The sequence below is a fragment of the uncultured Treponema sp. genome, from assembly GCF_946187725.1.
Classification (GTDB): Bacteria; Spirochaetota; Spirochaetia; order Treponematales; family Treponemataceae; genus Treponema_D.
In genome coordinates, this window is the sequence record NZ_CAMHSK010000043.1 from 1 (window position 1) to 23,378 (window position 23,378).

Sequence of the window (23,378 nt, forward strand, 5' to 3'; positions counted from 1 at the left end):
TCTTCCTTCGCCTTGCCATCAGATTTGAATGTAAGGCGGAGGATTCCGAAATTACCGAGCCTGATGCTGTGCCCTTCCTTGAGCCACATTGGAATGTTTATGAATGTCTCAAGAAGCGAACCAGGACAAAAAGGAAACTGGCGCACAGAGGCTGAGCTCCGTCGGCTGTACCCGCATCTGCTTATGATAAAAAGAGGAATGAAAATATGAGAAGGATTGATTTTTCATACCCAGAGCTCTTATCAAATATTGTAAAGAGGCTTCTGCTTCTTATAGGGAAGTTTGCAGGTTACAAAGGGGCGGCTGTCCTTATCGCGACAATGCTTCTTTGCAAAGGCTACATTGGAGAAGCAGCATGGGCTTCGGTAATAATATCCGCGCTCTGCGGTTTTATCATGCCTAAAACATTGGGAACCATAGGAGGAAAACAGAATGACAGTTATTTTTCAGAAATCAATAATCGTGCTTCTGGCACTGGCAATAAGCCTTCCGCTTCATGCAGAAAGACTATATCCGAAGGAAAGCAGAAAATCCGAGATGCTGTTGTGTCCGCAAGACGAAGAGCTGATAGCGCAGCTGGAGACGATTCTTGATGAGACAGTCAGTAAAGCACTTGATACGCAATACATGGAGCTTAATGCGAACTTCAGAAAAGAATCAGAAAAACTTTTAAGAAGCCGTTCATTCTGGAGGAAGACAGCCGTAACGGAACTATTTATAATAGCCGGAACATTTTTCTCAGTGGGAGCATTGTATAAATTACGAAACTGACATCTGCGCAAATGGGGTGCGGTTAATTGTGCCAATGCTCGCCGTGCCCCATTGACTGTCTTATTGAAAAATCCACACCACTCTATTAACAAGAGAGATAATCAATTTCACGCTCCCCATAATTGGGAAGTTTTTTTTATATAAAAAAAGAGCGCCGTCGCAACGCCGCTCTCGTAAGAAACACCAAATAATGTGTTCTTCAATCTGATTATAATATAATACAGAAATAAATTGCTGTCAAATCAAAGTTCGTGAAAAACCTTTAGCGCAAATTCGTAATTCGATTTTATAATATCGTTATCAATAAAATAATCCTTATGCTTCAGCATTCGTTTTTCAAACAGTTTCTTTAATTCTCGTTTATGTTTTGTTAGTGCTGATTTTGAAGCAACTCGATTTAATGAATAAACAACACTGACAAATTCAAGAACCGGCAGACAGGACATTTTCTTTTGACGCTGTTTTTTACTTATAGTTTGTATATTTGAAACAAAAGTACCAAGTTCAACAGGGACAAATGTTGTACCAATCTGCAAATCGGCAATAAGACAGTTATTATGAGCACAGGCATTACGCAAATTCTTGAGCATTTTCAAAATGGAAATATTAATCGGCATTTTAATATGCATTACCTTGTAATAAAATTCATAAAACTTAATAAAATCACCAAACGTAATGAGTTCAAGAAATACCCAGACTGGACAATCATTAAAAGCCGTGATTTTGTATTCATTTCTTTTTTTCTGATTATTATACACAAGAGCAACAGTGAAATACTTATTCAGCAGATTTGTTGTAAAAGGAGATGTACAGGAAGCTTCAAGTTTTCCTACAATGTAAGGATTAGCTTTCAAAAAGTTTTCTACGATTTTGTAGCCGTCTTCTTTTTGATTTGTTTCGCTGTCTTGTAGCAGTCGGATTTTCAAATCATGTTCCAAGTCAAAACAAGCTTTAGAAAGTTTTGTACGGAGAAGCGAATCAATTTCAGCAAGTTCTTTGAGATAACCGAAATCAAGATTGATATATTTGCCTTTGTTTTGGCCATTCAGATATTTTTGATAATTCTTTCTGTATGAAGCAGTTCGCAGATAATTATTTTCATTGAACAGATATTTCTGGGCCTTTGCTTCTGAAACTAAATTGAAAGTAATTCCCTTATCTGTTTTCATTTTCTGAATAAGCTGGGATGAAGTTAGTTTAGGCTTGTTCTGGATGTTTGACATAGATTAATCTTATCATTTTTTAGAATTCTTGTCGTCTTTTATAAAATAATGCAGTTTATATTGCACTAAACATGTAAATTAGTGCAGTTTAAGCTTTGTCACACTTCTGTTATCAAAATATGTAACACTTTATTTAAGAGAATAGATATGTAACAGAGTGTTTAAGAGATTTTTGTCATCTTCTACCCAAATACAGTAATAATTGCTCATAGTACAAATCTTCGTTTTCTCAATACGGTTTGAATACTAACACATTTTTATGATTAAGTCAGTGAATCTGTGCAAGATAAGTGCTTGCCGTGCCCTGATTACGAATGAAGGAAAAATTTTAATCCCGTAAACATCCAATCGGAATCACATAAACTCCATCTGGTCTTCGGTATGCATATTCTGTACCTGTAATTATAATAAGCAAATCAGGTTCCCGAAGAAGTGGTGCACTTCCTTTTTCGTTATATTCGCATACGAGACGTTTTATTTCCAGAAGATGCGAACTTGCCTCTTCAATCTCATTACTTCCCAATTTGAATTCAATGAGAGCATATTTCCCGTCACGAAGATGAAGAACACAATCAGCTTCCAGATTGTATCTGTCGTGGTAATACGAAATCTTTCCGTCAGATTTGGCACTGTACGCACGCAAATCCCTCATGCACAGGCTTTCAAATATAAATCCGAATGACTGCAAATCCGTCATGTAATATTCGGGATTCAAGCCTGAAGCTGCAACGGCTATCGAAGGGTCGCAAAATCCTCTCTTTTTACCGGAACGAATAGCAGAAGCAGACCGGATAGAAGGACACCAGGCATCTATATCCTGAATGATAAAGAGTTTTTCAAAAGCCTGAATATAAGATGACAAAGTATCATGAGAAATTGACTCAGATGCCGATACAACATCCTTTAAAATATTGCTTTCTTTTGCCAGTGTAGAAATGTTCCGGGCATAAGACCTTAAAATCTGCGCAGCCCATACTGAATTTCGTTTTACACCATCAACGGTAGAAATATCTGTCTCACACACACTGTCTATGTAATCGCGCGCAATCTGCAGTTGTGCACGGTCAGATTTTCTTGCAAGAAATCCAGGCCACCCACCACGACAGGCAGCGAAAATTATCTGTTCTATTTCCAAATCTGACTTTGCTTCTATCTCCATCTGCGGATTTACAAATAAAGCAGAAAGTGAAACAGTTCCGTTTGATTCCCCTGTCTCAAAAAGGCTCATTGTCTCAAGCCGCATCCTTGCGATGCGTCCAGTCCCAGAATGATTTATCTTTGATTTATCAACGGAATTCGAACCTGTTAAAATATATAAGCCTGTTTCATTCCTGGCATCAACAGAAAGTCTCACCGCATCCCAAAGAACAGGAGCATCCTGCCATTCGTCAATCAATCTTGGATTCTCACCAGAAAGCAACAGAGAAGGTTTTGTCGCAGCCGTCTGAAGATACCCCTGCCGTTTATCAGGATCCTGCATTTTTATGACACTTTTTGAATGATGTTCTGCAAGCGTAGTTTTTCCGCACCATTTTGGGCCTTCTATCAAAACAGCTCCACTACATTCCAAACGAAAAGCAAGTTCCTCATCCTGCAATCTCTGTCTATATTCCATGTCGAACTCCGATTTCTATTATAATCGTTCGTAGTTTTTGCGCAATATCAATCGTAGTTTTTGCTGTATTTTAATCGTAGTTTTTGCTGTATTTTAATCGTAGTTTTTGTGGTATTTTAATCGTATATATTGAGATTTTCGCCTCGACTGTAAAAAAAACATTATACAGTAGTAGTCCATGTCATCTGACGTAACTTCACTTTTCTTCTTTTTTTTGGAGCTCCTGGTACGACAGGCTTAAAATCCGCTTCCCATAAAACATAGCTCGGAATCAACGGATCAATATACTCTTTGCTTACTCAATACCTTTTTAAATACTAACACATTTTTATGATTAAGTCAGCGAAACCGTGCAAGATTTGAACGGATTAACATAGCCGATTAGGAAAAGCTTTTACGAACTTTCAGCGGACATCTGGAGTTTTTACCGGGCGCAGGTAATGCACTTGAGTTTTACAGGTGTTTTCACAAACTTTCCATAAAAGACAATAGTTCTTTTTTAAACTCTTCCGTTGCTTTAGGATGTCTAAGAACTGCCTCAAACCTGTTTTTATCAGCCTTATAATATTCCAGTTCCTTTTTTATGATGTTCATTCTGTTTACAACATAGCCAGGGGCAATATAAAGCGTTTCTCTTTTATTATTTGCATAATCTTTCTTACGAACAAGAACTGTTAGCCTGTTATGACCGCGATTGTAATCCTCTTCCTCAACATTCTCCTTAAAAACAATCGAACATGGATTTGTACAGTAACTGAGGTACCTCGGTTGCTTGGTCGGATATGTTTTTACTCCGTTCAGAGAAAAGAAAATAAAAATATTATCAGCTTCTGGAAAAATTAAATCATTTTCATTGTTGTATATAAAACAGTTAGCCGCTCCTATTTTTTCTTTTCCCTTCACCACACCATTTTTCTTATTCTCAACATAAAGAAAGCCATCATAATCTCTTAAATTTGAAGCCTTATCAATTATTGTCTCAAGGCTTGAAAGAATCTCAAGCCTTTGCAAAATGTAATCTTTTCGCTCTGAATTTTGCAAATCTTCATCAGTAACTTTTCCATTTTTCACATCATCATAAAAATTAGCTTGTGTTTTTCCGTTACGATTATACTGTGTAAGTTTCGTAAGATTTGAATGATGCAAACCTGTAAGATGATAAAAATTCTCTTTGAAAAAGCTTATCAGAATTTCTTTTTCAAGATTGCAGGCCGTAAGTGCAGAAAATTTCTTTTCTGCAAAAGATTCAATACAGCCCCCATTTTTAATAATTATCTCATATTCAATATTAAGTAAGCTATTATAGGCGGAGAAAGCAGCACTAAGTTTGTCTGAATTTTTTATTACTTTTATCTTCTTTGTCATAAAAACAAAAAGCCCTTGCGACTGGCAAGAGCTTCCTCAAGAAATAGTTTTTTCTTTCAACATAGAACTACCAGACCTAATTCTGATATGCACCATGCCTTAGATAGTCTTTTGGATATAACTATAAACCCTTAGACTAAGCCACATTGCCCAGGAAACCCACGACTATCAGATTTCTTTCGGCTTTTTCGGCTTCATAGGTAAGACCTGCTACCTACATTAATTAATATAAGGCAAAATCCTATAGCTGTCAAGTTTTTATATTTTGGTTGAAGTAACGTAAGGACAACGCCCTATGCGTTATTCCTGATTTTTAATCGGGTTCTCGTTGTTACTTTCTCAAAATTAAATTAATCCTTAGCCATTGGAGATACTCTTATTTTTCCTCTTTTTTCTGGAGCTCCTGGTACGACAAGCTTAAAATCCGCTTCCCAGAAAACATACCCAGGAATCAACGGATCAATATACTCCTTTCCGGTTTTTACCCAAATACAGTAATAATTGCTCATTGTCTAAATCTTCGCATGCTAAATACAAGCAGATAGTAACATATTTTTGAGATTAAGTCAGCGAACCTGTTCAAGATTTTACCCCAAAACGATGATTCTGAAAGCTCTACGATTTTAGAAGCTGCCATGTTGCGAGTAGCCAATAAATCAAGTATCAACTGCTTTATTTCAGCAGGGGTTCTGCGTGCCTTTCCTGCAAATTTGTGGTACAATGGCGGGCAGGAGTCATAAATGGTAAAACACATAATCTTATGGACATTAAAAGATATGAGCGATTCTGAGAAGGAATCTGTAAAAGCGGGAATCAAAGAAGGTCTTGAGGGGCTTAAAGGCAAGATTCCGGGTCTTGTTGAAATCAAAGTAAACACAAGCGGCCGTCTCGCCTCTTCCAATGCTGACTTAATGCTGGACTCAACTTTTGAATCCGAAGAAGCGCTCAAAGGCTATGCAAAACATCCGGAGCATGTGGCCGTCGCTGACAGCAAGGTGCGTCCGTTCACAGTAAGCCGTTCATGTCTTGATTTTGAGGTGTAAGGTCCCCGAAGTCCATGCCTTGAGCTTGAAATTGAACAAATGAGCGCGAGGCACCCCTTACACTTATTTTTTTATATTTTCGCGCAGGTATTCCAGCAGGGGATTTTTTTCTGATTTCATTGTAAGCCAGAAATGAAGTTTTTCCTTGTTCTCCTCATTCTTACGGCGGATATGCTGCTGAAGTTCTCCAAGCTGGACAATGATTTTATTCTCACTTGCAAACTGCCGGATTCTTGTCATAATCTGCAGGGAATAAGTTAAATCCACACAGAGAACGCCGTAGAAGAATCCGACGACAAAACTGAATTCAATATGATTCGTGAACCAGAAAAGCCATTCGAGAATCTTCGGATGAATCAAAAAATAATAGATTGCGCTCAGAAGCCACCAGTAAAAAGTAAACTTCGGACAGACGATTCCCTTGATGTTGCCCCAGTTTTTTGAATAATCCCAAAGCCTGATTTTCATGCCGACAATAAAAATCATTCCGGCAATGAATTCAAAAAATGTGATGCAGAGTGCCATCAATGCGAACAAAACGGCCTTCTGCAAATGCGGATTCGAAATGAAACTTACATCGATATACGAAAGCAAAAACAGAATCACAAGACTGAACCCATAAAGCGGAAGATACGGTCCTGTCAAAAACCCCGGATTTATCCAGCGACGCTCAGGATTATTCTTCGAGAAGAAGCGGCGGAAAATCAGCTCAATCCCCCACCCTATCAAGCTGCCTGCAAAAAAGAGAAATGTAATTACAAGAAAGAATTTCATAAGCTTATCATCAATACTAAAGCAATTTTTTCATTAAATCAAATTTTCCATTTCGCGACCATCAATTCATTTTCTTCTATAAAATATATCTGATTTGTGGTATGCTGTTTTTCGTTCTTCGCAGTACCGTTTTACGCTAAAATCAAGGAAACAAAATGGATTGTACATTTAAGACAGATGAGGGAAAATTCAATTTCAGGGTCGGGGCGATTATCCGTGACAAGAACCGCGTGCTGATGGCTAAAAATCCCAGCGAAACACGAGATTTTTTATATTCTGTGGGCGGCAGGGTGCATTTTGGCGAAACGCTTGAAGAGGCGGTTCTTCGGGAAGTAAAAGAAGAAACCGGTCTCGAAGCAGAAATTGAGCGTCTTTTCGCAATTCATGAAAACTTTTTCTGTGAGCATGGAGTGCCCTATCACGAAATTTCGATATTCTTCCTGATTAAAACAAGTGCTGAGTTAAAATCAATAAAAAACGGTACGCCCACCGACAATGTAAAGACCGGCGAATATCTTGAATGGGTTGACCTGAACGACTGCGCAAGCAAAACGCTATATCCCGACTTCTACAAAACCGTCGATTTCGAAACTAAAAAAGATGTGCTGCATTTCATAACCAGAGACATGTAAATCAGCTTATTTGACCTGATATTTTGTCAAAAAGTCCTTGCTCAGGCGGTCGCTTACGGTCTGGCGAGTCAAAAGAGTTTCTTTGGCACAGGCAAGTCCGTAGTGGATGCACAGTTTTACAGGATCATTTTCGAGGAATCCCATCAAGAAACCAGAAGCAAACGCATCACCCGCACCGATTGTATCGATAATCTGAGACGGGGTATAAGGCGGTTCATTCCAGGTATCTTTACCGATTCGGACCATTACGCCCTGCCCGCCGAAGGTAATGATAAAATTCTTATAGCCGAGTGCCTGAAACTTGTCGGCTGTGTTTAAATCTGGAATGACGGAACTTTCACCAAGAATCGCGGCCGCTTCAAATTCATTGCAGCCGAACAAATCAATCAAACCGGCATATTTCATGGTCTTTCTTGCAATGTCCGGAGCGGTTGCATTCTGAAAAACGAAGATTTCAGGATGCTTCATTTTGTACTTGTAAAAACTTTCAAGCGCTTCTTCTGAAAGATTTGAGTCCAGGGCGATTGCTGAAATTTGATTATCTTCAATGAATTTTTCTACTTTTTTATCGAATGTGATTTCACGGAGAATCTGTGTTGAATATATACAGGTGGCACTCTTTCCTCGGCTTGCCATAACGGAAAAAAGAGCTGTCTTTCGCTCAGGGCTTTCGCCAAGAAGAGAGGTATTTACGCCCTCCTCGTTGAGACCGTTCCGCAGGTACTCGCCAAAAATGTCTTTTCCGACAACCGAGTGGATATAAGTATTCATTCCGAGATGCTTCAAGTTGATCGCCATTCCGCGCCCTACCCCACCCGGCACAAGTTCAATCGTACCGTCACGGTATGCTTCAGTATCATCAACTTCAACAGAATAAGCCTTAATATCAACCGAAACATTTCCTGAACACAAAATATTTTTCATTCTTTCCACCTAGATTATTTGATTCTCAAAACACTGTAAAAACAATTTATTGTATCACATTATCTGTTTTTTTTCACTAAACAGACGATAAAATCTGTTAATTGGAATCTTGCTATAGGAAAGCTCCTTGTTTATAATTAGCACTTTCTTACTTCTATTTTGGGGATGTTATATGAAATCAAAAATCTTCTATATTATTGAGTATGTGCTTGCCGAGATGTTTATCGCTTACTCGCTGGTGCTTCATTTTATGAATCCGGGAACTGTTTTGAGCGAGCTGTTTGCTTTTTGCAATGTCTGGCTTCTGATTGGCGCGTTCCTCATATTCGTCGGAACTTACCGTAAAAATCATGGGATGAGCCTATGGTACGCGTTAAAAAACTGGCAGAAAAAGACTGTCGTGATTCTGCTGATTGCCGGAATCATAATTTCTTCTATTAATATGTATTTTATCTGTCATCCGAAAGTTGCGCAAAAAACTGATGCGGATATCGTGATTCTTTTGGGAGGCGGAATCGGCAGAAACGGCGAGCTTCCTGAAGTCGTAAAGGCAAGGGCTGCTCTGACCGCCGATTATCTGAAGGCAAATCCGAATGCGATTGCAATAGCGACCGGCGGCACTTTGAATAATCTTCCGCCTGAAGCGCCTGCACTAAAGGCTTTTATCGTTGGACTTGGAATTTCGCCTGAACGCGTGCTTGTTGAACCAAATGCGCTGGACACGATTCAGAATTTTCAGTTCAGCTGCAAAATGCTTGCGGAATACAAAAACTGCCCTCAGTCACAAATTTTGGAGAGTGACATTCTGATTGTCACAAGCTTTTTCCATCTTGCCCGTGCACAGCGTCTGGCCGACCGAATGGGCTTTACGCACATAACCGGCCTTGGCTCTAAAGTCCCGGTTTTAAAAGTCCTGGACTGTTATTCAAGGGAAATCTGCGCGTACATCAAGCTCAATCTTCGGATTCTATTGACCGGAAAACCTCAGAAGATTTTGGATTAGACGCGCAGAAAAACCTGTAATCTGTCAGCCGTTACTCAAACACTTCACCGAAGGAGTAAAGGCACAGAGGACAGATTGCATTGTCACGGATGCAGTTCCAGCAGTATCTTTTATATGCACAAGGAGAACAGGGATTATCTCATTTGCAAAAAGCTTTCGGGTCTCATGCTTTCTAAACTCAAAGAAATACTGCATTCCTCATCCAATTTACGAAAGCAGCAAACTCCGTGTCTCCCTCCCAATTGTAGTTAGTAACAGAATTCTTCACCTCACTTTCTTTACTCAGCGGAACATAAAATGTGAGAACATGAAATAGCAGGGGTCAGTGTCAAACCACTTGTCATTAAGTTTCTTACCGGAGCTTGCTGTATCCGTCACAAACTGCAAGTCTTTCGGTAAAAGCAGCTTCAGCAGACCCCCTGTAAAGAGAGAGTTTTTTCTTTTGGAATAACCACTGGGGTGTCACTCGGATTATCTTCCGGATTTTGCGGGTTCGGGTCTTTTTCGGGGGTGTCATCTTCGGCAAGGCTGTTAAGAAAGTCACAAGAAATGAATGTAAAACTAAAAATCGCCAGAATAAGGCAAATGACCGGTCAACATTCACATAAAAAACTTGACGGCAGAAAAAATAGGGGAATAAAATACTCTTACACTTGTTTCAGGAGGATTTTACCTATGAAAAAGCTCTTATTCCAGGTACCGGTTGCGGCTCTTACGGCGCTTACATTTTTCTTCTCTTCATGCACGAATAGTATAGGTAGTGTTTCTGAAGATACGAATGCAAAGTCAGACGGGAACATGGCTGTACAATCCGGCATAAGCGGTGACTCGCTCGTTGCTTTTACCGGAAACCCTGCTTACGACATCACACTTTTAAACAACTATTGGGCAAAGAACGGCACGCCATTTCAAGGTACTGCCACCAGTCGTATAGCTTCTGTCAGTGCAAGCCGCTCACTTGCAGCAGACGGCATACAAGGCCCGCTCCTTGATACAAAAGAAGCTGCAATCAACGGCTTCGGTGACATGGTAAAAAACTTTTCGGGCAAATCCCTGCTCACCTGGGCAGGCGGCACGGCTCTTAGCGGCACGATAGGCGCGGTCGCGGGCGTTGGCGTCACCTATCTGCTTGACGCGCTCGGCATCGTAAAGAGCACTTCCAGTTATTTAAAGGAAATCAGCGGAAAGCTCGACAAAATCGACAAGCAGCTTGCTACCATGCAGACCATGCTTACAGAAATGGAAACAAAGCTCTACAGCGAAACCAAGCTTCAGGGGGAGTTGACCCGCTACTACACGGTCATGCAGAACCGGGACAACCAGTACAATAACATCTACACTGATGCGATGATTTGCTGGAACAGTATTATTGATGTTCTTTTTGAGGCAGCAGTCGCCTCCCAGTATCAAGACGATGCGGCAGGTTACACTGCAAAAATTGCCGAACTCAATACAAAAGAAAAAAAACTTTCCTATTTAAGCGGATTCATCGACAGCGCAAGCTGGGAGAACGCAACGGCGGCGGCAGATGTCGCCTTAACAACTGATGCGGCAGGTGCGGCGTTCAAAAAGTATTTTGAAGACAACGCACAGACTATCAGCGAAAAAATAGAAGCAAAGGTCAAAGCATGGGGCGCAAATACAAGCACAGGAGCATCGAGCGTGTTCAAGCTCTGCAAATACCTGACCGACACCAACAAGGGCACCGCAAACGACAGCTTCAACATGTACCAGCTGTACGACAAATACGCTGAAGTGTGCTTTGTGTGGGAGCAAGAAGGCTACTCATGGCGGCAGGCGATGCGTGACCAGGACAGTGCGCTTATTGCCATGAGCGCAACTCTTGCTTACTGGTATTATGCGCTTACCGAAACGCTTCATGCTTCTTCCACTAACTGCAGCGAATTGCTCTCTCATGTGAATGCTGCATTGGCTCTTAATACCAACTACCCTATCGTGCGCCATTCCACACCGATTTATCAGAAATGGGGCAGCAAATGGCAGGGGCAGACTTTTACGGGAACGCTCGCCCAAATAGACTACACAAAAGTGATGAGCAGCAAATGGGCAACTCCGTCTATAGAAAAAGGATCTGGCAGCAAGGTTGCAAAAAAGAATATACTTGAAGAATCGAACTACCGCTATAACGCTTCCCGTTTATATGCAGGCTTGGGGCCGAAAGCACCGCCTTCAGACGCAAACACCATCTGCACGGAGGCACAAAATATGGCAATGCCTGAAGAATGGTACAAAGAGATTTTTGATGCATATGCCGTTTCTTCTTCAAAAGGCGTAACGCATAAAGCACTCTTTGAAATATTCAAGTCGGTTGGTTTTACCAATGCTGACGGAAGTGCATTTACATTTAATACGGTAACAGCACAGGACTATGAAGACTTTTTTATCACAAACCGCAGAACCTATATGAGAGTCGCGACAGGGTACAATGCCGGCAACTGGCATGAGTACTGTCCGTTTGTTACGGTCGTCGTTGGTAATTCAAGCGCGACTTATGAACAAAGCGGGCATGAAGCATGTCCTGTCGTTTATGTAGGCCGTTATGTATACCATGTCAGCCATTATGGAAAAACAAGCCACTATACCGATATAAGCGATAGTTACAAAGTCTGTAAGAAAACACTGACGAACAGGGTACACAAGTTCTACTACCCTGTTAAGACCGACACCGCAGTGGTTGCAAATTAAGGAGGCTGAAAAATGAAACTGACACGAACGATAATCAAATCACTTACTGCAATATGCTTGATTCCTGCGCTTGCAGTGCTTACCGCATGCTCGAATGACAGCGATGACGAAAATGACAAAACTCCGGCTGTCAGCCTTGAAGGAACATCTCTCTACGGCTCCTTGCTTGACGCACGGTTTGTGGGCGCGCACACCGCTTACATCACCATGCACGGCTCAATTTTGAGCGAGGATGAAAATCTTTACACATACCAAGCGACTCCCACTACGCTTACATTCCAGATGCAGAAAATCTGTGCTCCTGACGGAAGCGGCCGTCTGGTTACCGAGAACGACTACATCGGATACTGGAACTCAAAAGACTTCAGATTTGCGCACATCATCACAAATGACATCACAAGCTGGTATGAGAGCGAAACGCTCACATGTACCGCAACAGACGGCACCGTCTACACATTCATCAACAAGACCTCATATACCAAAACCGGTGACGAGACAACATCGGTGATGACGACAAACGGAAAAATCAAAGCGAACAACGGCATTGAAAGCCCTCTCTTTGAGGAAGTGCCTGGCTATACGGAATTTGAAAGCGAGTACAGCGCATCCGAGTTTACGAATGTCGTTTCCGTGCATGTGTACAAGATAACCACAAACATTGAGGACGAAGAAGAAGTGGTAAACATCGCACCGTACACAGGTTACCCGATTGAACTTGTGGGCGCAGCTATCGGCGAAACCAAAACAACCCTCGGTTCTGACGATGCGGCCACGCAAGAGGAAATCGAGGAACAGCAAGCAATCTTCGACTCACGCTACAACGAACTTTCCGCGAACGACTGGGCCATTGTAAAATCTGCATTCAAGCCATATTCATTCAGCTATGAAAAGAATAAGACAGTCACCGAATCCTACATCAACGACGACGACACCTACAACCATGAGGATGTGACCTACGACTATTACCTGACTCAGCACTACTCTGTGCCAGAAAATGCGATTTTCATCTATGGAGATGACGCTTCTGCAGCCGAAAAAACAATCGCTACATTCAGCGGTTTACGCGGCATGGTATCGACAGTTGACGCAAATGAAAAAGTGACGATATATGATACGATAGATGCAGCGACCACGGCCGATACACTGATATTTACAGCTGTTCCTGCAAATGATGAAGACGATGAATCGGAATCAGACACATATGTAGATATCGAAACAATCAGCGCAAACTATGTACTGGACGAAAACGGCGACAAAACCACGCTCACAATCACATTTGAGACAAAAACCGGCTTTACGGTAAGCGACAAGACAATCACAATGGAGTACAGCCCGGTCACCGACGGACTTATGATAAGTGATTAAAAGATGCCTGCAGTCAGCGCGCCCAGAAACCGCTGACTGCATAGAATTCCCGCCCAAACTGTGCTATAATCATCTCTATGGGAATCTACTTAAATCCAGACAATGACGCTTTCCGCAATTTCGTGGCGACAAATGACTATGTTGACAAGACTCTGCTCATCGAAAAACTCAATCTCCTTCTCAATAACCCTGCCCGGGATTTTGTCTGCGTGAGCCGTCCCCGCCGTTTCGGAAAGTCACTTGCTGAAAATATGATTTCAGCCTACTACTCAAAAGGTGCCGACTCAAAAGAGCTTTTCGCCCCCTTCAAGATTTCCAAAAAAAAGACCTTTGAAACTTATCTCAATAAATTCAATGTAATTAAGATTGACTTGTATGCTATGTTCTCAAACTGGCATACAGAGCTTTCTTCCGAAAATCAGGCGGAAAGCACATTGGAAAAGGAGACCGAAAGCCCTGCACAAAAAAAGAAAGAACTTTTCATAAATACAGTGACAAGACTTGTTTGCGGTGAATTCAAGGAATACTTCCCGGATGTAAAATTTCCGGAAAGCATATCGCTTGCAAATTTTATCCAGCAGGTTTACGCACAAAAGAAAGAGACTTTCATAATCATCATCGATGAATACGATGTTATGGTTCGTGCTCAGGTTCCAGACGAAGAATTTGAGCTTTACCTTGCCTTCCTCAATTCACTCTTTAAGAATGAAACCCTCCGTCCTGCAATCTCCCTTGCCTACATCACGGGAATTTTACCGGTCGTGCGCGAGAAGATTCAGTCCAAGCTGAACACTTTCCGTGAATACACTATGGTTCAACCTGAAAATCTGGCGGAATTCATCGGATTCACCACACCAGAAGTAAAAAAACTTTGCAAAAAATACAAAAGGAGCTTCGACGACTGCAAGAGCTGGTATGACGGCTACAACTTAAAAGGCTTTGAACTTTACAATCCGCAGGCAATTTACAATGTAATGGTCTCCGGCGAATTCCGTTCCTACTGGAGCGCAACTTCTTCTTACGAAGTTATTTCCGACAGAATCAAAATGAATTTCGATGGCACGAAAGATGCCGTAATCAGGATGCTTGGTGGAGGTCGGGTTCCAGTTAACACACTCAAATACCGCAATTACATGAACACTTTCTACAGCAAGGATGATGTTTTCACTTACCTAATTCATTTGGGCTATCTTGCCTACGATGAGGAAGAAAAAGAATGTTACATTCCGAACAGGGAGATTTTTTTGGAATGGCAGTCAGCGATTGAGGATAACGCAGATTACGCAGAAACAAACAAAATTATAACCGCATCCCGTGAGCTTCTTGAAGAAACCTTTGCCGGGAACGAAAAAGCCGTTGCCGAAGCCCTTGATAAATCTCATATCCATGTCACGAGCAACATGAGCTACAACAACGAAAAATCTCTCCAGAGTGCGATTTACCTCGCTTATCTGTATGCGATAAACCACTATCTGATTACAAAAGAAATGCCTGCGGGGAAAGGTTATGCCGACATCGTTTATGTTCCGCTCAAAAAAGACAAGCCAGCAATGATTATCGAGCTAAAGCGTAATTCCTGCCCGGAGACTGCGCTCAACCAGATTCGCCAGAAGCAATATTTTGATTCCCTTGAGAACTGGCAGGGTGAGATTCTCTTTGTTGGCGTGAACTATGATGAAGAAACCAAAGTCCACGAATGCAAGATTGAGCGGTTCGTAAAGTAGTCCCCTACCCTTCCGCAAGTTTCCGCATTTCTTCCAGTTGTTTTTTCCAGTCTTTTACGAACCATTCCGGTTTCAATGGTCTTGCGTTTGCTCCCTGAGATAAAACCCATTCCCGGATTTTTAAGCCCTGACTCGACACAAAACTAATTTCCGTGCGATTTTCGTCGTCGTAGTCAGTGATTTTTTGATTCTCTGCCCAAACACATTCTTTCACATATTGCCGGCCGTCGTTGTAGAAGTCAATCACGAATTCGTCGGAGTCTTCCGCAAGGAATGTTCCGAATTTCCCGCCAGCACACCTTGAATTAAAGTCAAAGTCTTTCGGAAGCGAAAAAGTTTCTTCAGTCAGAGTCAGTTTTTTGATTCTGCTGAGCAAAAAAATCCGTTCTGAATCCCGTTCTTCTGAAAATCCGAAGAGAAAGCATCTTCCTTCGTCCAAAAGAATTTGATATGGTCTCACTTTTCTGTGCGAGGTTTTGGTTTGCCATCTTCCGTTGTAGTCGAATTCAATTTTCAAATTCTTCTGCATGGCTTTTACGATTAAATTCCAGATTTTTTCATCGACAATGATTTTTGGTGAAGGTGGAAGAGCGATTCTGTTCAAAAAGCTAGAATTTCCTGCGGTCTGAGTGTCACATAAAAAATCGATGATTCTGCTCGCATCCTCAAAAACCGGCGTGCCTTCATAATGCGAAAGCAACTGCTTTGCGGTCGAGAGAGTCATTAGGTCAGCAGGGGAAATCATATTGAGAGGCATGTCATAATCTTCACTGTAAAAGATTCCTCTCTGCTTTGCATCGTACACAATCGGTGCATTGAAGCGGTCTTTTAAGAATTCGATGTCACGGTTTATCGTCGAAAGGCTCACTTCAAGCTCAAATGCAAGCTGCTTTGCGCTGGGATAACAGCCGGACTTGATTTTCGCATGAATATTCATCAGCCTCTCAAGCATCAGGTGATTGTCAGCGTGTCGTTTTGTGGTCATTAGATTCTCCTATTGGAGTATATCTTAAACCCGCTGCTATGTCATTGAATGACATAGCAGTAAAAAAAGTATTTGTTCGTTTTACGGAGAGATTTTTTTATTTCTTTCCACGGACATAAAGCATCAGTTCTTCCCAGGAATCGATGTAGCTGACTTCAGGATCATTTTCGTTTTTACTAAAGTCTGAGTATGTAAGAAGTATAAGCCCTGCATCGTAGAAGCGTTTTACATTCCGACATGCACCTTCCGCACTGAGCCGGCCTTTCGGAGTATTCAAGTCAATCCAGTTTGACGGAAGATTATCAGGCTCCCGTGCCGCATTGATTACACTGACGATAGGCGTGTTTCCGCTCGAAGTCTGCACTATGTAGCGGTAAGTTCTAGCTCCATCCGCCCAGACCTGTGCCCCAAAGATTGCACTTAATAATACCGCCGCTGCAAAAAGTTTTCTCATAATTTTCCTCCTTTAAGATGAGATTTCTTGCATTTTACGCCAGCTGATATGTCAAATCATGCTATAGGAGAAAAAGAAGAGAAGGAAAGATGGAAAAGGCTGGTTGGGGAAAAAACTGATATATCATCGTATGACAGACCACCCGGGTTACAATGAAGCAAAACAGGGGGAGCTATGTTTTCTAAACCACTTTTTGAATGTGCCATATCGTAAAAATCTGCTGTGGAGTTTCTTTGCAGTCAGAAATATTTCTGGGAAATAACTGACGGAAATTAGGAAAACTTCATCGAATCAAATCTAAATCACAAGGAGACAAAAGATGACAAAAGAAATCGAAGAAAGCACTATCAACTTTATAAAAATGAAACAAAACCTTACATCAGCCTATTATATCTCACAATGCTTTGAGAAAACCCGGCTAAGAATCGTTGAGGAACAACTGTTCACAAAGCTAAGAAATTTCGCACAGGAATCAGGTTATATTTTCGAATCCGACAGCTCCCCAAAAAAACTGCAATTCTCATTCAAAAAAAGTGAATGGGAAAACCTGAACATCTATTTCTTTTTCTCAGGAGTCAGCACAGATGGCGTTTACGAGAATTTCGCAAGTACAATAAAACTGGAAGATTCGCAGAAAGAACCGCATCAGAAATTAAGAGCTTTGCTAGAACCTTTATCTCCATACGGGCAAGTATACAGCTTCCTTTGGGGAGATATAATCGAAGGGAAATACAAAGACTGGGATTTGTCCGTTTTCAACGAGATTCTGGATTCCCCGGACGAACTGGTGAATCTCATCATTGGGTATGTAAAGAGATTAAGTGGGCTGATTGAGAGGTATGAGGGGTGAGGGGAAAGATCTCTTTTCAAGTTAGAATTATTGCAATGTCAGGAACTTATGATATACTTAAAATAGAATGAATAAAGAAAATGGAATCTCAGATGATGAGCTTGCGGAAATTATAAAAGCATATCTCGATGCAAAAGAAAAGAATAAAAATCTTTTGAAATATAACCTCAATATTATTGAAGAACTTCATGCAAATGAAAATGCTCACACAAGAATACTATTAAAAATTCTGAATTACGAAGATTCAAATGGAAAAAAAATTTTTCTCAAAGAGTTTATAAAATTACTAAATGAACAATTAAATAATGGCTTTCAAATCGATGATTCAGAAATATCTGCCTATGATATTGCAGGACAATTTGCATATATTGACGGATATATTACTTCAAAAAATAACGCAATTATTATTGAAAACAAAATAAACGGTGCAGTTGATCAATATGAACAATTACAAAATTACATTAATACTGCACAAAAACAATATATCAATCCTGAAAATATATATGTTGTCTATCTAACAAATGATGGTACGAAAGAAGTTTCAAATATTTCATTAACTGAATATGCTAAAGAAATTCTTAAATATAAAGATAATCACGGGCGTTTTATTGAAATAAACTATCGTGATCATTTGTTACCATTATTCAGATTTTATTTGAAATCATTAGATGGAAAAAATGAAAAAACAATAGAAACCGCACTGTATCAATATATAGATTTCTTCGAATCACGCTTTGGTGAAAGGAAATGGGAAAAGGAGTATAATAAAAAAATGAATGAAGAGCTTAAAAAAATATTAAAAATAACAGATTCACCAACTGAAGCTGACAAGGAGAAATGCATAGAGGATATTGAAAATCTGCAAGAGCAATTAGAAAAACTAAAATATGATATTTATCCTACTAATCCTCAGATAATAACTTCTTTGTTAAGAAGTCATTTTAATAACAAACAAAACATAAACGATAAACAACCTTTCACATTTAATGTTGGATTATATAAAGCGACTTTAGTATTCCTAGGCTTTAAAGTACCCCATATAGACGACGATTGTTATTTTGGCTGTGATATTTGTGTTGAAAAAGAAAGTAAAATATCATTTTGTTTCTATTACAGGAACTCTAATGGATGGATAACCAGTCCTAGTGAATTCCAAAATATAATAAATCAAAATAATGACATAAAGCAGTGTTTACTATCCCAAAGTTTTGAATTAAATCAATTTTGTTATAATAAATCTGATACATTTAAGGATTTTGATGATTGCAAAATAAAGATTAAAAATTTTTTCTCTTCATTACAATCACTCTCCAACAAGGAATAAATGATTTTTTTTCGTAAATTATTCGCAATATTAACTTTTCTCATTTTTGTTTCAAGCATAACCTTTTCAGACACATATACAGGATTGTCATATTCTGGTTCAAAGTATCAACCAGAGACTTATTCTGGAAGCCTTATTGAACCATTTGAATATAACGGTATAGAACTATACCCAATCAGTTATACCGGAAGCGTCATAAACGGTGTTTATTACGAGGGCATTGATTTACGAAACTATAAAATTACATCATTAACGATAACTGGAAAAGAAACAGATTCTGATATTTTTGATGAAAGTGTTCCGTCAAAATATCGTATAGATTGGAAAAAGGTTTTAACAAAATACAGTATTGGAACAACGGTAATAGTAATTACAGGGGTTGTTTCATTGTGTGCTGGAACCTTGCCACTAGCAACTGCAGGTTATATTGCAACAGGGGCTTTTACAGGCGCTGCTGGTGGGGCTGTAATTGGAGCTGCCACAGATGCTCTAATCACAGGTTCGCTTGCATTTCTCAAAGGAGAACCTAAAGCTCAAATTTATAAGGCTGCTATCGAAGGGTCTGCAGATGGCTTCATGTGGGGAGCAATTACAGGTGCAATTGCAAGTGGCTCAAAATCTGCGAAAGAATTGAAAAAAGGAGTTCCTGTTCTTAATTCAAAAGGTAAAATTCAACATATTGTTGATAAAAATGGGATAGTATATAGGGCTAATGGAGGAGAACCTTTAGGAAAACTCTTCAATAAAGATAAATCTGGAAAATGTATTTTGTTTAGGAATGAAAAAAATCAATTTTTTGATTTTGATGGAAATCTTCGTAATATACAGTGTAATAAAAACGGTCAACTTCCAGACGGACTACTTCTTGAAAAAAATCAATTAATAGGTTTTCTTGATCCTAGAGATGGGCTTATAGCTACAGACAAAGTTGAAATTACTAAAATAATAGAAGAACTTTGGGAACCTGTTTTAAAATGTAAACATATAGAAGGCAGTTATAAAAACTTGATATTAGGGGTACCAATTTCTGATAGTAATGGAATAATTTTGAAATATAATTATCAAACATTCTTTAATATAAAAGCTCCTAAATATGCACAGGCGCATCACATAATACCCAAAAAAGGTGGCGGTGAATTTGGTGCTAAATTAAGAGAAATCATTTCAAAATATGATATAGATATAAATGATCCTCATAATTGTGTTCTGCTAGCTGATGATGAAGTTAGGTGCGGTGTTTTAAATATGATGCAACATCATAAGGAAGTTCATGGAGCGAATAACGAAATAAAAATGATTCAGAGTTTATATGAAGACTTAAGCAAGTGTAAATCAAAAGAACAAATATTTGAAGTCCTTGCGGATTATCGAAAAGCTATGATGACAAACAAGCCATTCTGGTTATAACAAAAAAGGAATATTAATATGACAGTTTTTAAACCTATAATTGCTGATACTTATCAATTCTATGAAACAGATTCCTTAGAGCACCTAGAAATGCTGCAAGAAAAAGATTATAGATACATAAACTCAATTCATTTTTCTCTTGCAAAAGTAAATAGAGATAAACTTGGAGATATTACAATTATTGATAATTCAATGCTCTTAGCATTTTCAGAACGCGCAACTAATATTTTTAAATCGGCTGGCAAATTCTTAAAGCTACAAGATACTGACGATTATTCGCTATTAGATGCACCTATTATAAATGCATTAGATTATGAAAAATCAATAATAGACTACTTTGCTGGAACACAACAGTTAAAAAGAATCCGTAAGTATTTCTTTAATACACAAGTAATAAAGGAAATTGATGCTTTTACTCTGCCTATACAGGGGTCTCCAGTTTTTGTTACAGATACATTCGTTGAAAAGTATAAAGTCAACGGTTATAATGGCTTAGATTTTTATATAGTTTTTAGCGAATAAACTTTACTGAAAAGGGGCAAAATATGAAACTTCAAAAATCTATTATTGCATTGGTTGCCACATCTATTCTTTTTAATGGTTGTTTAGGGAAAAATAAAAACGAAAAAACTTCTCCCGAGAATAATGAACAAGTTACTGTTTTAGACCAGCAAAGAGAAGAATATGAAAAACAGCAAAAAGATACGAAAGGTTCAGATGCTGCAAAGTATGGCAAGACTGCCGCTGGTGCTACTGGTGGAGTTGTTATTGGTGGTGCCGCAGGTGTTGGAGCTGGAGTCCTCACAGGCGTTATAGCCGGCATTACAACAGGTGCCGTAACTGGTGCGGCCGCAGGAACAGTTGTGCCAGTTTTTGGGAACATTACTGGAGCCATTGTCGGTGCGGCTGCAGGCGGTGTATTAGCCATTGCAGGAGGAATTACAGGGGGAAAACTTGTATATTCATTAGCAAATGGCGAACTATCGGAATATATAAATGTAGAAACGAGATTTGTTTTTACAAGACATAATTCTGATGAAATCAAAACTAATATTTATGGTGCTGCCCAAAATAGTGATGCTTCAAAATATTTTTTACCGAGGTTCCCTGTAAATGAAGAAGTTCAATTAATAATCGAAATGAATGCATCTATGTTAGAAGAATATATTAAAAAAGCTTCTCGAAAACAAAAATCTGCTGATTTATTAATTCCTGTAGAAATTGTAGTTTCAAAAAGTAAAAACATTGAAGTTCAATATGATGGTGGCTTACAAAAAGAGCGTATCACAATAGAAAATGACATATCTGGCGAGGGAAGATTTTCTTTCTTTATCAAAAATAATAAAGATTTACATCCTACAATAAAGTTCTTATTCACACCTGCAGAGACTGGAGATGCCGAGATTTGCGTTACTTATGGTACACCTGAATATAAAATTGTTGAAAGCACTTGCGACATTGTTCAGACAATGAAATTTATTGAGGAATAGTGAGCATGAAAAAACACATTTCAAGTATTGTTTTAGGTATAATTCTTGCATTGATTTCATTCTCTTTACTTCAAGATTCAAAAGAAACAAACAATGATTTTTCATATTACGATAATATTGGTTTTGATTTTATAATTCCCAAACCATGGTATTCACAAATTCCAGAAATAAAAGAAAAGAAATTTGTCACCGATATTACACCATATTATATGACTGGCAAAAAGCTTGTATATAATGGGAAAACACTTCAAACAGATATTTATCTTTTTGAAAATACTTCGGATTTGGAAATATCACCTTTTTCGAAAAAACTAATGCTCGAAGGAGCTCCTCTTTCATCAGGTACGATTATTATTGATGAAAGAATTTGTAAATCCTTAAATATATCGGTAAACGATACCGTTCAGATTTCATTTGGAAATGACAGTATATCATTTTCCGTTTGCGGTATTACACAACAAAATCATTTCGCAACCCGACCAACAGCAAGCATTTTGTTTACAGAGAAAGTTAAATCTGATATAGAACAAACAGTAGAGAACTTAGCTTATTCAGGGGCTTATGTAAAAGTTTCTGATTTTTCCATTGCAGAGAAATATTTCAATAAAGACTACAGAGCTTTAGGACGAGTGGGAGAACGGTCTTGGTATAAAAATGATAAAACCTATAACTATATGAAAGAGTCTATAGGTAAAGCCGAAGTTGCAAAAGAAATAATAAACATTGCACAAATTCGAGCAAATATGAAATCCGTGTATGTAGAAAATAAACGATTGAGAAATATGAATTTGTTTTTTTCAGTATTAATTGTATTTTTTATACCAATTTTATTCTGGCTAATATTTATATTGGGCACATCAAAATCATATAGAAGTAATATTAAAAATGGAAAAACAATTAAAAACCTCTTAGGGGAGTTTGTCTTTTCTGAAGTGTTAGTAACTATTGTTTTTTTTACCGTGATTATACTATTAAAAAAATCTTTACAAACTAGCCAGATTTCTCTACTTTGTTTGTTTTTCAGTAATATTGCTGGAACAATTGTTTTGATAAGAATCACAAATAAAATTATTTATCGGAAATGCAAATCTAAAAAAACAATAGACGAAAGCGTAGATGAAAACACAATCTCTCAAGAGAAAACAATGATAATATCGGAAGAAACGAACTCTGAAGAATAGTTTTTGCAATGCGATTAATTGTCACAAAAATTATGCTATTATTTTCATTTCTCATTGCAAGCTATTTTCTTAGTGCTATTTTTGTATGCAATAATATATTTCCACGCTTAGAGCATACCGTTTTTTTAGAAAAATCTAATAGCAGATATATACGAACGGAACATTCATTTAATGATGAACCAGAAACATTTTTTCTAGATAACAGTAAAATCCGCATACACAAAACGCTTCATCAAAATGAAGATGATGTGTTTTCTTGTGAAGCCGAAAACACAAATTGCTACATTTCATCTTTCTTAATAAACGCAAAAGAAACAAATATGTTCTTAAAGAAAGTTTTATTACAAGGAAAGCTACCTCACAATAAAAATGAAATTGTAATCAATAAAAGACTTTCAAAAAGATTGCGTTGTAAGATAGGTGATAAACTTTGTATAAAAACTGCAATATTGTTTGAACAAGTAAAAATTGTTGGCATTATCAATGATTTTTATGGTTTTCCAGATTTTGATGAAAACTCATTATATTATACAATTATAAAT

22 protein-coding genes are annotated in these 23,378 nt (G+C 38.7%); 14 read left to right on the forward strand and 8 right to left on the reverse strand.

Going from position 1 to position 23,378, the window contains the following annotated elements:
- Nucleotides 1-432: 432 nt before the first annotated feature.
- Entirely contained in the window at nt 433-771 is a 339-nt protein-coding gene (locus Q0Q74_RS12170) for a hypothetical protein (protein ID WP_294431228.1), read from the forward strand.
- 242 nt (nt 772-1,013) lie between these two features.
- Here the strand turns inward: Q0Q74_RS12170 and Q0Q74_RS12175 are convergent, their stop codons facing one another.
- The 4 genes from Q0Q74_RS12175 to Q0Q74_RS12190 form a co-directional block, all read right to left on the reverse strand.
- Nucleotides 1,014-1,994 (reverse strand): Abi family protein, encoded by a 981-nt coding sequence (locus Q0Q74_RS12175; RefSeq protein WP_294431229.1) that lies wholly within the window; start codon nt 1,992-1,994, stop codon nt 1,014-1,016.
- A 328-nt stretch (nt 1,995-2,322) separates the two neighbouring features.
- Nucleotides 2,323-3,609 (reverse strand): DUF4143 domain-containing protein, encoded by a 1,287-nt coding sequence (locus Q0Q74_RS12180; protein ID WP_184660019.1) that lies wholly within the window; start codon nt 3,607-3,609, stop codon nt 2,323-2,325.
- A 465-nt stretch (nt 3,610-4,074) separates the two neighbouring features.
- Complete coding sequence (locus tag Q0Q74_RS12185) at nt 4,075-4,974, reverse strand: PBECR4 domain-containing protein (RefSeq protein ID WP_294431234.1); 900 nt, start codon at nt 4,972-4,974, stop codon at nt 4,075-4,077.
- Between the two features lie 350 nt (nt 4,975-5,324).
- Nucleotides 5,325-5,483 carry a hypothetical protein gene (locus tag Q0Q74_RS12190; protein ID WP_294431235.1) on the reverse strand — a complete coding sequence of 53 codons (159 nt, stop codon included), beginning with the start codon at nt 5,481-5,483 and terminating at the stop codon, nt 5,325-5,327.
- Nucleotides 5,484-5,714: 231 nt separating this feature from the next.
- On the opposite strand from Q0Q74_RS12190, the gene Q0Q74_RS12195 reads away from it, so the two are divergent.
- Nucleotides 5,715-6,017, forward strand: coding sequence for a Dabb family protein (locus Q0Q74_RS12195; RefSeq protein WP_294431237.1), 303 nt, complete (start codon nt 5,715-5,717; stop codon nt 6,015-6,017).
- Between the two features lie 63 nt (nt 6,018-6,080).
- Here Q0Q74_RS12195 and Q0Q74_RS12200 read toward each other — a convergent pair whose 3' ends face one another.
- Nucleotides 6,081-6,791: a putative ABC transporter permease gene (locus Q0Q74_RS12200; RefSeq protein ID WP_294431239.1), complete on the reverse strand. Its 711-nt coding sequence runs from the start codon at nt 6,789-6,791 to the stop codon at nt 6,081-6,083.
- 155 nt (nt 6,792-6,946) lie between these two features.
- Here Q0Q74_RS12200 and Q0Q74_RS12205 point away from each other — a divergent pair, with 155 nt between their 5' ends.
- Nucleotides 6,947-7,423: an NUDIX domain-containing protein gene (locus Q0Q74_RS12205; RefSeq protein WP_294431240.1), complete on the forward strand. Its 477-nt coding sequence runs from the start codon at nt 6,947-6,949 to the stop codon at nt 7,421-7,423.
- A gap of 6 nt (nt 7,424-7,429) precedes the next feature.
- Here Q0Q74_RS12205 and Q0Q74_RS12210 read toward each other — a convergent pair whose 3' ends face one another.
- Entirely contained in the window at nt 7,430-8,347 is a 918-nt protein-coding gene (locus tag Q0Q74_RS12210; protein WP_294431243.1) for a carbohydrate kinase family protein, read from the reverse strand.
- Nucleotides 8,348-8,519: 172 nt separating this feature from the next.
- Here Q0Q74_RS12210 and Q0Q74_RS12215 point away from each other — a divergent pair, with 172 nt between their 5' ends.
- From Q0Q74_RS12215 to Q0Q74_RS12230, 4 genes are all read left to right on the forward strand, one after another.
- On the forward strand, nt 8,520-9,350 hold the full coding sequence (locus Q0Q74_RS12215; RefSeq protein ID WP_294431246.1) for a YdcF family protein: 831 nt from the start codon (nt 8,520-8,522) through the stop codon (nt 9,348-9,350).
- Nucleotides 9,351-10,025: 675 nt separating this feature from the next.
- Nucleotides 10,026-12,056: a hypothetical protein gene (locus Q0Q74_RS12220; protein ID WP_294431248.1), complete on the forward strand. Its 2,031-nt coding sequence runs from the start codon at nt 10,026-10,028 to the stop codon at nt 12,054-12,056.
- A 12-nt stretch (nt 12,057-12,068) separates the two neighbouring features.
- A complete protein-coding gene (locus Q0Q74_RS12225) occupies nt 12,069-13,421 on the forward strand; it encodes a hypothetical protein (RefSeq protein ID WP_294431249.1) in 1,353 nt (450 codons plus the stop codon).
- A gap of 77 nt (nt 13,422-13,498) precedes the next feature.
- Nucleotides 13,499-15,145 carry an AAA family ATPase gene (locus Q0Q74_RS12230; RefSeq protein ID WP_294431251.1) on the forward strand — a complete coding sequence of 549 codons (1,647 nt, stop codon included), beginning with the start codon at nt 13,499-13,501 and terminating at the stop codon, nt 15,143-15,145.
- A 4-nt stretch (nt 15,146-15,149) separates the two neighbouring features.
- On the opposite strand, the gene Q0Q74_RS12235 is transcribed toward Q0Q74_RS12230, so the two are convergent.
- Nucleotides 15,150-16,130 (reverse strand): YafY family protein, encoded by a 981-nt coding sequence (locus Q0Q74_RS12235; RefSeq protein WP_294431252.1) that lies wholly within the window; start codon nt 16,128-16,130, stop codon nt 15,150-15,152.
- Nucleotides 16,131-16,227: 97 nt separating this feature from the next.
- The gene (locus tag Q0Q74_RS12240) at nt 16,228-16,584 is read right to left on the reverse strand and encodes a hypothetical protein (RefSeq protein ID WP_294431254.1); all 357 of its coding nucleotides are present in this window, start codon (nt 16,582-16,584) and stop codon (nt 16,228-16,230) included.
- Between the two features lie 319 nt (nt 16,585-16,903).
- On the opposite strand from Q0Q74_RS12240, the gene Q0Q74_RS12245 reads away from it, so the two are divergent.
- From Q0Q74_RS12245 to Q0Q74_RS12275, 7 genes are all read left to right on the forward strand, one after another.
- Entirely contained in the window at nt 16,904-17,434 is a 531-nt protein-coding gene (locus tag Q0Q74_RS12245; RefSeq protein ID WP_294431255.1) for a hypothetical protein, read from the forward strand.
- A gap of 67 nt (nt 17,435-17,501) precedes the next feature.
- Entirely contained in the window at nt 17,502-18,758 is a 1,257-nt protein-coding gene (locus Q0Q74_RS12250; RefSeq protein WP_294431258.1) for a PD-(D/E)XK nuclease family protein, read from the forward strand.
- Nucleotides 18,759-20,165 (forward strand): AHH domain-containing protein, encoded by a 1,407-nt coding sequence (locus tag Q0Q74_RS12255; protein WP_294431261.1) that lies wholly within the window; start codon nt 18,759-18,761, stop codon nt 20,163-20,165.
- Between the two features lie 18 nt (nt 20,166-20,183).
- Complete coding sequence (locus Q0Q74_RS12260) at nt 20,184-20,687, forward strand: DUF1629 domain-containing protein (protein WP_294431263.1); 504 nt, start codon at nt 20,184-20,186, stop codon at nt 20,685-20,687.
- A gap of 23 nt (nt 20,688-20,710) precedes the next feature.
- A complete protein-coding gene (locus tag Q0Q74_RS12265) occupies nt 20,711-21,655 on the forward strand; it encodes a hypothetical protein (protein WP_294431265.1) in 945 nt (314 codons plus the stop codon).
- Nucleotides 21,656-21,660: 5 nt separating this feature from the next.
- Nucleotides 21,661-22,836: a hypothetical protein gene (locus Q0Q74_RS12270; RefSeq protein ID WP_294431266.1), complete on the forward strand. Its 1,176-nt coding sequence runs from the start codon at nt 21,661-21,663 to the stop codon at nt 22,834-22,836.
- Between the two features lie 8 nt (nt 22,837-22,844).
- Nucleotides 22,845-23,378 (forward strand): hypothetical protein (locus tag Q0Q74_RS12275; RefSeq protein ID WP_294431267.1); only part of this gene is annotated, 534 nt, incomplete at its 3' end.

Coding starts and splice junctions, on each gene's coding strand:
- Q0Q74_RS12200 (WP_294431239.1), bottom strand. CDS start 6,791: ATGAAATTCTTTCTTGTAATTACATTTCTCTTTTTTGCAGGCAGCTTG.
- Q0Q74_RS12225 (WP_294431249.1), top strand. CDS start 12,069: ATGAAACTGACACGAACGATAATCAAATCACTTACTGCAATATGCTTG.
- Q0Q74_RS12230 (WP_294431251.1), top strand. CDS start 13,499: ATGGGAATCTACTTAAATCCAGACAATGACGCTTTCCGCAATTTCGTG.
- Q0Q74_RS12220 (WP_294431248.1), top strand. CDS start 10,026: ATGAAAAAGCTCTTATTCCAGGTACCGGTTGCGGCTCTTACGGCGCTT.
- Q0Q74_RS12215 (WP_294431246.1), top strand. CDS start 8,520: ATGAAATCAAAAATCTTCTATATTATTGAGTATGTGCTTGCCGAGATG.
- Q0Q74_RS12185 (WP_294431234.1), bottom strand. CDS start 4,974: ATGACAAAGAAGATAAAAGTAATAAAAAATTCAGACAAACTTAGTGCT.
- Q0Q74_RS12170 (WP_294431228.1), top strand. CDS start 433: ATGACAGTTATTTTTCAGAAATCAATAATCGTGCTTCTGGCACTGGCA.
- Q0Q74_RS12210 (WP_294431243.1), bottom strand. CDS start 8,347: ATGAAAAATATTTTGTGTTCAGGAAATGTTTCGGTTGATATTAAGGCT.
- Q0Q74_RS12270 (WP_294431266.1), top strand. CDS start 21,661: ATGAAAAAACACATTTCAAGTATTGTTTTAGGTATAATTCTTGCATTG.
- Q0Q74_RS12265 (WP_294431265.1), top strand. CDS start 20,711: ATGAAACTTCAAAAATCTATTATTGCATTGGTTGCCACATCTATTCTT.
- Q0Q74_RS12240 (WP_294431254.1), bottom strand. CDS start 16,584: ATGAGAAAACTTTTTGCAGCGGCGGTATTATTAAGTGCAATCTTTGGG.
- Q0Q74_RS12260 (WP_294431263.1), top strand. CDS start 20,184: ATGACAGTTTTTAAACCTATAATTGCTGATACTTATCAATTCTATGAA.
- Q0Q74_RS12235 (WP_294431252.1), bottom strand. CDS start 16,130: ATGACCACAAAACGACACGCTGACAATCACCTGATGCTTGAGAGGCTG.
- Q0Q74_RS12250 (WP_294431258.1), top strand. CDS start 17,502: ATGAATAAAGAAAATGGAATCTCAGATGATGAGCTTGCGGAAATTATA.
- Q0Q74_RS12190 (WP_294431235.1), bottom strand. CDS start 5,483: ATGAGCAATTATTACTGTATTTGGGTAAAAACCGGAAAGGAGTATATT.
- Q0Q74_RS12205 (WP_294431240.1), top strand. CDS start 6,947: ATGGATTGTACATTTAAGACAGATGAGGGAAAATTCAATTTCAGGGTC.
- Q0Q74_RS12180 (WP_184660019.1), bottom strand. CDS start 3,609: ATGGAATATAGACAGAGATTGCAGGATGAGGAACTTGCTTTTCGTTTG.
- Q0Q74_RS12245 (WP_294431255.1), top strand. CDS start 16,904: ATGACAAAAGAAATCGAAGAAAGCACTATCAACTTTATAAAAATGAAA.
- Q0Q74_RS12255 (WP_294431261.1), top strand. CDS start 18,759: ATGATTTTTTTTCGTAAATTATTCGCAATATTAACTTTTCTCATTTTT.
- Q0Q74_RS12195 (WP_294431237.1), top strand. CDS start 5,715: ATGGTAAAACACATAATCTTATGGACATTAAAAGATATGAGCGATTCT.
- Q0Q74_RS12175 (WP_294431229.1), bottom strand. CDS start 1,994: ATGTCAAACATCCAGAACAAGCCTAAACTAACTTCATCCCAGCTTATT.